Origin of the sequence: Enterococcus sp. DIV1304_2, assembly GCF_050555445.1 — a bacterium.
Taxonomy (GTDB): domain Bacteria; phylum Bacillota; class Bacilli; order Lactobacillales; family Enterococcaceae; genus Enterococcus_B; species Enterococcus_B pernyi.
The window spans coordinates 2,650,266-2,661,601 of record NZ_CP187851.1 but is presented as its reverse complement, the minus strand read 5'-3'; the positions used below and the strand labels follow the sequence as shown (position 1 = coordinate 2,661,601).

Annotated in this window: 7 protein-coding genes; 6 read left to right on the top strand and 1 reads right to left on the bottom strand. The window is 37.0% G+C overall.

Annotated elements, in window-relative coordinates; translation table 11 throughout:
• Positions 1–5: 5 nt before the first annotated feature.
• The gene (locus tag IGJ14_RS12315; RefSeq protein WP_019723017.1) at positions 6–3,200 is read left to right on the top strand and encodes a DEAD/DEAH box helicase; all 3,195 of its coding nucleotides are present in this window, start codon (positions 6–8) and stop codon (positions 3,198–3,200) included.
• Positions 3,201–3,336: 136 nt separating this feature from the next.
• On the opposite strand, the gene IGJ14_RS12310 is transcribed toward IGJ14_RS12315, so the two are convergent.
• Complete coding sequence (locus tag IGJ14_RS12310; protein ID WP_010734240.1) at positions 3,337–4,059, bottom strand: HAD family hydrolase; 723 nt, start codon at positions 4,057–4,059, stop codon at positions 3,337–3,339.
• Positions 4,060–4,812: 753 nt separating this feature from the next.
• Here IGJ14_RS12310 and spxA point away from each other — a divergent pair.
• The 5 genes from spxA to IGJ14_RS12285 all read left to right on the top strand — a co-directional run bounded on the left by spxA (position 4,813) and on the right by IGJ14_RS12285 (position 11,151).
• Positions 4,813–5,211, top strand: coding sequence for a transcriptional regulator SpxA (spxA, locus tag IGJ14_RS12305; RefSeq protein ID WP_019723016.1), 399 nt, complete (start codon positions 4,813–4,815; stop codon positions 5,209–5,211).
• A 162-nt stretch (positions 5,212–5,373) separates the two neighbouring features.
• On the top strand, positions 5,374–6,024 hold the full coding sequence (locus IGJ14_RS12300; protein WP_010734242.1) for an adaptor protein MecA: 651 nt from the start codon (positions 5,374–5,376) through the stop codon (positions 6,022–6,024).
• A gap of 121 nt (positions 6,025–6,145) precedes the next feature.
• On the top strand, positions 6,146–7,141 hold the full coding sequence (locus IGJ14_RS12295) for a competence protein CoiA (protein WP_019723015.1): 996 nt from the start codon (positions 6,146–6,148) through the stop codon (positions 7,139–7,141).
• A gap of 130 nt (positions 7,142–7,271) precedes the next feature.
• Complete coding sequence (gene pepF / locus IGJ14_RS12290; protein WP_019723014.1) at positions 7,272–9,083, top strand: oligoendopeptidase F; 1,812 nt, start codon at positions 7,272–7,274, stop codon at positions 9,081–9,083.
• A gap of 1,039 nt (positions 9,084–10,122) precedes the next feature.
• Positions 10,123–11,151, top strand: a complete 1,029-nt coding sequence (locus IGJ14_RS12285; protein WP_195273341.1) for a zinc-binding dehydrogenase — start codon at positions 10,123–10,125, stop codon at positions 11,149–11,151.
• The last annotated feature ends 185 nt before the right edge of the window (positions 11,152–11,336 follow it).

Here is an 11,336-nt window from a genome sequence, read left to right as displayed (position 1 = left end):
TAACAATGAAATGGAGTATTCCGGAAAAAGTCATTGCAAGAGGGCGTCAATATTTGCAAGAAGACCGTGTGTTATCGGTTGTCCCAGATCAAGAAGACAATGTGTGGCATGCAGAGGTTTTAGGTAGTGAGCTGTATTTAGTTGATTTAGATGGTACAGCAAAAGAAAACGACTACTGTCAATGCCCATACTGGGAAGAACATCATTATTGCAAGCACACTGTTGCAGTAGAACTTTATTTACGATCGAAACAACTTTCTCGTATCATGCAGAAAGATCAAAAAATGATCGAACCAACGAAAAAGACCAGTGAAGGAGAGCTATTGACAAAAGGATTTGCCCGATTAAAAGGGAAGACTTCTACTAAATCCTTGCAACCCTTAGTGATCGACTATCATGTCGAACAGATCGAAACCAATCAATACCATCCAGAACTTTCTATTTTGGCGGTTTATCTACGTGTGGGCTTTCTAGAAACACCTAAGAAGACATACATCGTAAAAAATATTTATGAATTTCTACAGGCGTATACAGAAGAAGAAAACTATACGGTCAATAAACAGTATCAATTCCGTTTAGAGCACCGAGTTTTCCAACAAGAAGATCAACAACTAATGGAGCTATTCGCAGGTATTGCACAGACACAAACATTATTAGGCGCAAACGGTGTCTTGGTAAAAGGGAAATTAGACAAGCGTTACTTACTTTTGCCAATCGATCAATCGAAATCTTTGTTAGAGCGTATGAATCAATCGACACGTTTGAAACTACAGATCAATGATCAAACTTATCATGGCATCCAGTTTTCAGACGATACGAAACCGCTAAGTTTTCAAGTCAAGAAGAGAGAAATACAGTATCAATTGATTGCCGTAAGTGACTTTGATTTGTTCTTGTCTCACTATCAGTGGGGGATCAGACAAGGTACTATCTATCATTTGACTAAACAGCAACAGACGATCTATTTGACTTGGAAACAACTGATGAAACGTTTTGAAGAGCCAGAAGTTGCCTTTCATAAAAAAGAATTGTCTTCTTTATTTAAAGAAATTTTACCGCTTTTAGATCAGATAGGAACCGTTGCTATTGATGATGAAGTGACAGCAGAAGTCGCAGATATTCCAGTAGAGTTTGTCTTTGTTTTTAAAAAAATGAAAGGGCAAATTCAAGCAAGGATCGATTTTGTATATGGAGATGTTGTGTTCTCCACAGATGAACGACATGAAACGCTTGCTGAGCAAACTACCGAAATATTGAAAGATACGGCGCAAGAACAGCGGGTCCTTGATTTGTTTCGTATGTACCGTTACCGGAAAAATAAAACGGGCTACGAACGTCCATTACCTGAAGGTGAAGCATTGTATCAGTTTTTCCGGACAGAATTAGCTGTTTTTCGTCAATTTGGAGAAGTCCGTATAGGAAAAAAATTACGGGAATTATATCTAGATGCACAAAAACACCAACCACAGATCGAAGTAGAAGAAACAGGATCATGGCTAGATATCCGCTTTGATGTGACAGGAATCAACGAGCATGAAATCGACCATGTTTTGCAGAGTTTGTTAAGAAATGATTCATTTTATACCTTAGAAAGTGGACAGGTATTATCGTTTGATTCAGAAGAATTCCAACAAACAAGCAAAATCCTACAACAATTCAGAGATACGATCCGTTCAGACGATGGCGTTATCCAAGTGCCAAAAAATCAAGGATTGATGATCAAAGAACAATTTACAGGAAGTAATGCTAGTTTTGGCGATTCTTTCCAACAAATGACTCAAGACTTGATCGATCCTACGAATTACAAAGCCACTTTACCAAAGAATTTGCAAGCAGAGCTTAGAGACTATCAGAAGCAAGGCTTCCAATGGTTGAAAATGTTAGGTCATTATCAATTTGGTGGCATTTTAGCTGATGAAATGGGTCTAGGGAAAACGTTGCAGACTATTGCTTTTCTGCTTTCGGAGAAAGAAGAAAAAGGTGCATTGGACGCCTTGATCGTAGCACCGGCGAGTTTGATCTATAACTGGCAAGCCGAAGTGAAAAAGTTTGCACCCTCATTAAGTGTCCAAGTGATCAATGGCAATAAGAAAGAGCGAGAAACTTTGTTAGCTGAAAAAGTAGATATTCGTGTTACTTCTTATGCGAGCTTACGTCAGGATCTTTCAGAATATCAATCATCGACGATTAATTATTTAGTCTTAGATGAAGCGCAAATGGTGAAAAATAGCAGCACAAAGACTGCTCAAGCTTTACGAGAGTTGCATATTCCACAGCGCTTTGCTTTAAGTGGGACACCAATCGAAAATAGCCTTGAAGAACTATGGTCACTATTTGCTACGATCATGCCGGGATTCTTTCCTAATCGGACACGTTTTAGAGAGTTGACGACAGATGAAATCGCGCAAATGATCCGACCTTTTGTTTTAAGACGAGATAAGCAAACAGTTCTCAAAGATTTACCAGAAAAAACTGAAATGAATCTTTATTCTGCGTTGACGGAAGAACAAAAAACAGTGTACCTTGCTTATTTAAGACAAATGCGTGAAGAAGTATCAGCTATGGATTCAGAGTCGTTCAAAAAGAATCGGATCGGCATCTTGGCAGGACTGACACGTTTACGTCAAATTTGTTGTGATCCTCGCTTGTTTGTAGAAGACTACCAAGGTGGATCAGGTAAGTTAGAACAAGTAAAAGATTTATTACTAGCTGCAAAAGAAAATAACCGTCGTGTCTTGTTGTTCTCCCAATTTACGGGTATGCTGACGATCCTTCAAGAGGAATTAGCTGAATTAGGGCTAAGTACCTTTTATTTACGAGGAAGTACAAAGGCACAAGATCGTTTAACCATGGTCGATGCTTTCAACGCGGGTGAAAAAGATGTCTTTCTTATTTCACTTAAAGCAGGAGGGACTGGGTTAAATCTAACTGGCGCAGATACAGTCATCCTTTATGATTTATGGTGGAACCCAGCGATCGAAGAACAAGCTGCTGGAAGAGCCCATCGTATTGGACAAAAAAATGTTGTTGAAGTATGGCGAATGATTGCTGAAGGAACAATCGAAGAACGAATGGATTCCTTACAGCAAGAAAAACGAGAATTGTTCCAAAAAGTAATCCAAGGAAACGAAGAACAATTGACGAAACTAACAGAAGACGATATTCGTTTGATTCTAAGTATTGGTGAAAATGATGAGTAAAACGTAAAGATCATTTATTGAGTAATTACTCTCTTATACAGGAAACAGTAAATAAGCCAAGGAAGATAGCCACGCAAATCTGCGCAGTGATCTTCCTTGGTTTTTCTTGTTTATTTATTCGCAGATGCTTATTTGATCAGACAAGCTGAGCTTCTCCTACAGCAGTTTTTATAGCGGATAGCAGTTGATCGAACTCGTTGATCTCTACATCACACACCGGACGCTCGTTGATGGAACGTTTGCGGTGATTGAACCATAACGTCTGCCAATTGGCACTCTTAGCACCTAACACATCGTTTTCGTAATTATCGCCAACGTATAGTGTTTCATTAGGTGACATATTGAAAGTTTTCTCGGCTAATTGGAAGATTTCCTTTTCTGGTTTTTGAAAGCCAGTTGCTTGAGAAACTAGCATACAATCAGCAGGAATCCAATTTGTTAATTGAAGTTGATTTAATTTTTTTGTTTGATGATCAGTTGGTCCATTGGTGATGATCCCTAATGGAATATTTTTTTCTTTAAGAAAATCAAGTGTTTTTTTTACTTCAGGATGAAGAGAGATATTTGCTAGTTCCTCTTCGTAGACTTCTTGGAAAACTAAGCATTTTTCATCAGAGATAGGTGAATAACCTAGATCGATCAAGGACTGACTAATGCGGTGTGCACGCATATAATCAAGTGTCCATTCTCCAGCCATGACTTTTGGGAAATTCTCATCGCTGTGATGGCGGAAACGGATATATAATCCATGCATATCTTCTTCTGCTACTTGAGGTACCACGCTTTGAACTGAATTCTTAAATGGTTGTTGCTGATCATACATTGTATCGTCAACATCAAATACAACTGATTTAATCAAATTATTACACGCCTTTCAATATTCTATCTTTTCACAAATCCTCGCTTATTGTATCAAAAAAAAGGTGATAAAAACGTTGAGATTTAAAGGTTTTTATTACTATATTTCTTATTAGTTGACAGAATAAGGTTTGTGTATTTTAGTTTTTTTAACTAAAAATAATTAATTTTATTATAAAGAAATCAACAAATCTATTTTCCACTTTGTCAAATGGATTATAATAGTAAAAATAAATAAAACAAAAGATAACTTGTTTTTTTAATACAGAAAAAATAAAATTAGCAAAATATAAAATAACGTTAACTAGCAAGCTGGCTAGTAGGTTTTAACTTTTCCGTTGAACGCATCTGCTACTTCAATTTTATAGTGGCGTTAAAATCAACATTTTTTTAGTTTTTTTTATTTTCTGAGTTTTTAAAATTTTATGTTATTAAATAAATAAAAAACATTACACGTGAAAAAAACGCTATCATTTTTAAAGTTTTCAAAAAGACTAGTACAGATTTTTGTGCTGTGTTATGTGTTTTTTGTATTGTGAAAGTATTTGAAAACTCTAATTTTTTTACTCAGAATTAAGTAGAAACCTTGGTTTAACTGTATATCTATCTTAGATAACTTTCATTTTTTTAAAAAATAATTTAAAAAAAAGCTAGCTATTTAAATGTTGATTAGGTATAATAGAAACAGATGGAAGATATTCAGGATCTTCTGTTACAAAAATGTGGCTATAATCACAAAAAGGAGTGATGCACGTTGTTAACACTATATACTTCCCCAAGTTGTACTTCCTGCAGAAAGGCTCGTGCGTGGTTGCAAGAGCATCAGATTCCATTTGTAGAGCGAAATATTTTTTCAGAACCTCTTAATAGCTCTGAATTAAAAGCAATTTTACAAATGACGGAAGACGGAACAGAAGAAATTATTTCTACCCGTTCAAAAGTTTTCCAAAAATTAAACATGGATCTTGATGAGTTACCATTACAAGAACTTTTAGAGCTTGTACAAAACAATCCTGGTTTGTTACGTAGACCAATTATGATCGATAACAAACGTCTACAAGTCGGCTTTAATGAAGATGAAATTCGTCGTTTCTTACCACGAGATGTTCGTCAATTAGAATTACGTCAAGCCCAGCTAATGGCTGGTTTATAGAAAACACAGAATGAAACTTAGGAGGATGTGATGTCTTTCTAAGTTTTTTTTATTAAAAATAAATTGTGTTTTTTTAGGACTTAATGATTTTTTCTTTACATTTATTCTTATTTCGCTACAATTAATCTATATGGATAGTTGGGATAAAGTGAGGTGTAGCATATGGAAATGGAACATATCAATGAGAATACGATTCGTGTAATGATTGGTCATGATGACCTAGAAGAACGTGGGGTCTCATTTTTAGATTTATTAGGTAACCACAGAGAAATTGAAAACTTTTTTTATAGTATCTTAGAAGAAGTGGATATTGAAGAGGAGTTCCAAAGTAGCGAAGCTGTCACTTTCCAAGTTTTGCCAAAAGGGGATGGCCTAGAGCTGTTTATCAGTAAGAATATGCCAGACGAAGAGATCGGTCAAAACAATGAATCGACGTTGAATAGCGCAGATGTTAGTGAGTTTCTTCAAGGTCAAATGCTTGCAAATGAAGAGGAAAGCGACTTAACAGAATCAACTACTGCAAGTGAACAACGAGCAATCTTTGTATTCAATGACTTTGAGCAAGTGATCCAGCTTGCCAATGATGTTCAGTTAGAATCAGCTTGGACAGATCTATACCAATTAGAAGAACGTTATTATTTAGTTGTTCACTTTTGGATGGAAAATCTAAATCAAACCGATGTTGAAAATCAATATGCACGTATTTTAGAATTCGCTGAGAAAAGTACACGAACAGCTGAAGCATTGAATGAATATGGGCAGCAATTGATGGAACGTAATGCTCTGGAACGAGTAAAATTTTATTTTGAATAAAGCATAGGATAAGCTAACATAGCGATAGTTGACATTGCTAGGTATGCTTTGTCGAGGGTCTCAACATTTGTTGAGACCTTTTTTTCGTTGGCGTATTTATCTAATGAAAGGAAGTGAGTCGATGTTACTCGCCAAAGACAAAGAAGGGTCTATTTTTTTAGCAACTGATGCAACAAAAGAGTGCGACTACTATTGTCCAAACTGTGGGAATCAAGTGTTTTTAAAAAGAGGAATGAAGAGGATCGCCCATTTTTTCCATCATGATACTTCGGACTGCCAAGTATTTAGTGAGGCGGAATCTGAAGAGCATCTTAATCTAAAAAGACAATGTTTCCGATGGTTGAAAAAAAGCTATCCAAGAGTAGAAATGGAAGGGTATCTATCACAACTGATGCAACGTCCGGATATCTTGGTTGGTCATCATGCGTTTGAGATCCAATGTTCTCCATTGTCTTATGAGCGAATGATCGAAAGGACGATCAATTACAAAGCAAATGGGTATGTTGTTTGGTGGCTATTAGGAATGAAATTTTTCAAAAGGAACGATCGCTTAAGATTAGAAAAAAAGTTTTGCTACTACGACGATTTACGACAGCTCCACTTTTGGCAAATCGACTGGTCTACGCAAAAGGTTTACTTATATAGTCAGATCTTCACAGACTTATCGGGGAAAATCAGGTTTGAACAATCTTCTTGGTCCTTTTTTGAGAAAGAGCTATTAACAATATTAGAAGTCGAAAGTGGCTCATTGCGAAAAATACCAAGTTCTTCTTCCGTGAAAACAAAAGACTGGTTAGCAAAACAAATCATTCGAAAAAATAAAAAAGTATTAGGAGTACAAGAACAGTGCTATCTAAGAAAGAAGCATGTGCTTTATCTTGAATCGTGGATCTATGAAGGAAGTGATTTCTTTTGCTTTTTTTCTGAACAAGTATTCTTTTATCGGTTGCTGTTTTCACAGATGAAATGCAAAGAGAATGATAAGAAAACAAGTTCTTTCGATAAATGGTATCAGGAAATCAAGGAATATAAAAATGAGTGGTTATTTCCTTTGATTGATGAACAAAAAATTTATCGATTGTTTTATGAAGAGTGTAAACGTTTCGTACAAAAATAATAATCAGAGAAGAATTCCATATACAAAACATGAAAGAGTTATGATAAACTCAAAAGAGTAAGTAAAAAGTAACTATTATTTTTTATTCAGAAAAGCATAGTTGCAAAGATGAACAAAAGGAGTGGAACAGATGAGCGAAACAACGAAGTTACCAAATAGAGAAGATTTGCCTGAAAAATTGACATGGGACCTAACACCAATCTTTTCAAGCGATCAAGAATTTAATAAAAAGTACGAAGAATTGACTGAAGAATTAAAAAATTCTGAGCATTATAAAGGAACATTAGGTAATGGAGCAACAGCATTTTTGGAGGCGCTTGAATTTGTCTTAACAATGTATCGTAAAGTTGAGCTTATTTATGTCTATTCCCATTTAAAAAATGACCAAGATACGACAAATACGACATATCAAGCATTGTATGCTCGTGCTGGAAGTTTACTTTCAAAAGTGAGTGAAGCAATTGCTTGGTATGAGCCAGAAGTATTGCAACTTTCTGATGAGCAAATTTGGCAATATTTTGAAGAAGAACCAAAATTAGAAGTTTATCGTCATTATGTCAAACAAATGGTTGATAACCGCGCACACATCTTGTCAGCAGATCAAGAAGCATTACTTGCTGGAGCCGGAGAAATCTTTGGTGCTTCAAGTGGTACCTTTGCAGTATTGAATAATGCTGATTTAGAGTTCCCAACAATCACTGGCGAGAATGGTGAAAAGATCCAATTATCGCATGGTGTATATGGTCAATTATTAGAAAGTACCAATCGTGAAGTACGTGAAGCGGCGTTCAAAGGACTATACAGCGTATATGCACAATTTAGAAACACTTTTGCTTCCACACTTGGGACGCATATCAAAGGGCACAACTTCAAAGCCAAAGCACGTCGATACGCTTCTGCCAGAGAAGCTGCACTAAGCAATAACCATATTCCTGAAAGTGTGTATGATACTTTAGTTACTGTTGTGAACAAACATTTGCCATTATTGCATCGATATATGGAACTACGTAAACGCCTATTAAACGTAGATACATTGCATATGTATGATCTGTATACTCCGGTATTAGGAGAAGCACCAATCACATTCACGTATGAAGAAGCAGTAGAAAAAGCCATCGAATCACTTGCGCCAATGGGAGAAGAATATCTGGCTGTCGTAAAAGAAGCATTTTCAAACCGTTGGATCGATGTAGTCGAGAATAAAGGGAAACGCAGTGGCGCTTATTCTTCTGGTAGTTATGATACCAACCCTTACATTTTGATGAACTGGCATGATACGTTGGATCAACTGTTCACCTTGGTCCATGAAATGGGCCATAGTGTCCACAGCTATTTCACACGTTCGAACCAACCTTTCGTCTATGGTGATTATTCAATCTTTTTAGCCGAGATCGCGTCAACAACAAATGAAAATATTTTGACCGAACATTTATTAGCGACCGAAGAAGATCCTCGGGTTCGTGCCTATGTCTTGAATCATTATTTAGATGGTTTTAAAGGAACAATTTTCCGTCAAACACAATTTGCAGAGTTTGAACACTTCATGCATCAAGAAGATGCAAAAGGAACACCTTTGACGAGTGAGTACCTAAGTGAAAGCTATGGCGAATTAAATGCTAAGTATTATGGTCCAGCTGTTGAAAAAGATCCAGAAATCAAAGATGAATGGGCGCGTATCCCACATTTCTACTATAATTATTATGTCTATCAATACTCAACAGGATTTTCTGCTGCATCTGCTTTAGCGAAGAAAATCTGGGAGAAAGAACCAGGCGCATTAGATGCTTACCTAACGTATCTAAAAGCAGGAAACAGCGATTATCCAGTAGAAGTAATGAAGAAAGCTGGTGTGGACATGACCCAAGCAGCTTATATTGAAGATGCAATGGCCGTGTTTGAACAACGATTAAATGAATTAGAAGCATTAGTGGAAGAATTATAGAAATCATGTGTTGAGTGATCTATTGATTGGATCTTTCTAGGTCCGTTCTGATCCTGCCAAAAACCGGAAAAGTTTGTGAGTTTCTCACTCAACACTTTTCCGGTTTTTACTGTTAAAAATAACATGATAATTCAAAAATTAAGGTTTAGATTTTCAGTTTATAGTATACTGACAGGGATAGTAAAGTTGATGCGGTGGCTAGCCTTTAGAAAAGAGGTGATGCCTATGTTGATTTGTGGCTTTCTCCTAGAAAGGAATAAGCATGTCTGTGTTTGAGGCATTGATGTTTGCATTATCATTTGCAACATTGGTCTTGATCGTCAGCGACAAAGACAACAAAAAATAACCGCCATTTAAACTTTGGAAGGTTTAACGGTTATTTTTTGAATCAATATCAAACTAGCCATTGTTTTGAACGATGCTATCTGAAGGGGAGTTGTTGATGCAACTCCTCTTTTCAAAGTCATGATACCATAGTTGCTACATAAAAGCGAGTTCACTTTCTTTTGTTATGGTAGAAGAACAAAAAGAGGTAGAAATCGCAATACCAAAAATAACGAAAAAATCTAAAAATTAAGGTTTAAATTTTCGGTTTATAGTATACTGACAATGATAGTAAAGTTGATGCGGTGGCTAGCCTTAAGAAAAGAGGTGATGCCTATGTTGATCTGTGGCTTTCTCCTAGAAAGGAATAAGCATGTCTGTGTTTGAGGCATTGATGTTTGCATTATCGTTTGCAACATTGGTCTTGATCGTCAGCGACAAAGACAACAAAAAATAACCGCCACTTAAACTTTGGACAGTTTAACGGTTATTTTTTGTAACTGAAATAAACTAGCCACCAGTAAAACGGTGCTATCTAAAGCGGAGTTGTTGACGCAATTCCGCTTTTCAACGCTATGATACCATAGCGAGTACATAAAAGCGAGTTCATTTTCTTCCGGCTTATTGGAAAAAGACTGGCTATAATTGTTTTTATTTGACTTGGAGTTGACTCAAGGGGATATACTAGAAGCAATTAATCTAAGGAGTGGAAGCGATGAAAGCAACAGTATTTTTAGAACCAGGGAAAATGGCTATCAAAGAAATGCCTAAGCCAGAATTGAATCAAGAGAACGAAGCAATCATTCGTGTGGTACGTGCAAGTGTATGTGGTTCTGATTTATGGTGGTATCGTGGCATCTCTAAAAAAGAAGCAGGATCTGCTGCGGGACATGAAGCGATCGGTATCGTAGAAGAGGTAGCAGAAGGTGTTACAAACGTTGAACCGGGTGATTTTGTTATTGTGCCTTTTACCCATGGTTGCGGGGAATGTGAGGCTTGTTTAGCTGGGTTTGATGGTGATTGTTTATCAGATACTTCAGGTTCAACAGGCTATCAGGCAGAGTATATTCGCTATCGCAATGCGAATTGGGGGTTAGTAAAAATCCCTGGTAAACCAGAAGATTATTCCGATGATATGTTAAATTCCTTTGTTACGTTGGCGGATGTTATGGCAACGGGCTATCATGCAGCAGTGAGTGCTGAGGTGAAAGAAGGAGATACAGTCGTTGTGATCGGAGACGGTGCTGTAGGTTTATGCGGAGTTATTGGAGCAAAATTGTTAGGCGCATCAAAAATCATTGCGATGAGTCGACATGAAGACCGTCAACAGCTAGCTTTGACATTTGGAGCAACGGATATCATTGCGACTCGTGGAGAAGAAGCAATCGCTGAGGTCATGAAATTAACAGGTGCCGGCGCGGATGCAGTGTTAGAGTGTGTAGGGACGCAACAAGCGGTTGAAACGGCAGTGAAAGTTGGTCGACCAGGTGCAGTTGTTGGACGTGTGGGGGTTCCTCACGTAGATGAGTTGGATACGAACGCTTTGTTTTATCGTAATATCGGCTTACGTGGAGGGATTGCGGCTGTGACGACTCACGACCGAGCTTCACTATTAGAAGCAGTCTTATCAAATAAAATCGAACCAGGTAAAGTCTTTACGCAACAATTCGAGTTAGATCAAGTTCAAGCTGCTTATGAGGCAATGGATGAACGAAAAGCAATCAAATCATTATTAGTTATGTGATGGTTCCCCCGTTCGTCTAGTGAGAGGAAATCATTCTTTTCTCCATCCTTCAAGAATTGAAGGATGGTTTTTCAGAAATTTGATGTCTGTCACGCTTTTAAAATCGTTTGTCAAACGGTTTCAATCATGATAAAATAAATGTAATTAGAGAAAAGGAGCGATGTGACATGTGGTTGTTTTATTTG

Coding starts and splice junctions, on each gene's coding strand:
- IGJ14_RS12315 (WP_019723017.1), top strand. CDS start 6: ATGAAATGGAGTATTCCGGAAAAAGTCATTGCAAGAGGGCGTCAATAT.
- IGJ14_RS12300 (WP_010734242.1), top strand. CDS start 5,374: ATGGAAATGGAACATATCAATGAGAATACGATTCGTGTAATGATTGGT.
- IGJ14_RS12295 (WP_019723015.1), top strand. CDS start 6,146: ATGTTACTCGCCAAAGACAAAGAAGGGTCTATTTTTTTAGCAACTGAT.
- pepF (WP_019723014.1), top strand. CDS start 7,272: ATGAGCGAAACAACGAAGTTACCAAATAGAGAAGATTTGCCTGAAAAA.
- IGJ14_RS12285 (WP_195273341.1), top strand. CDS start 10,123: ATGAAAGCAACAGTATTTTTAGAACCAGGGAAAATGGCTATCAAAGAA.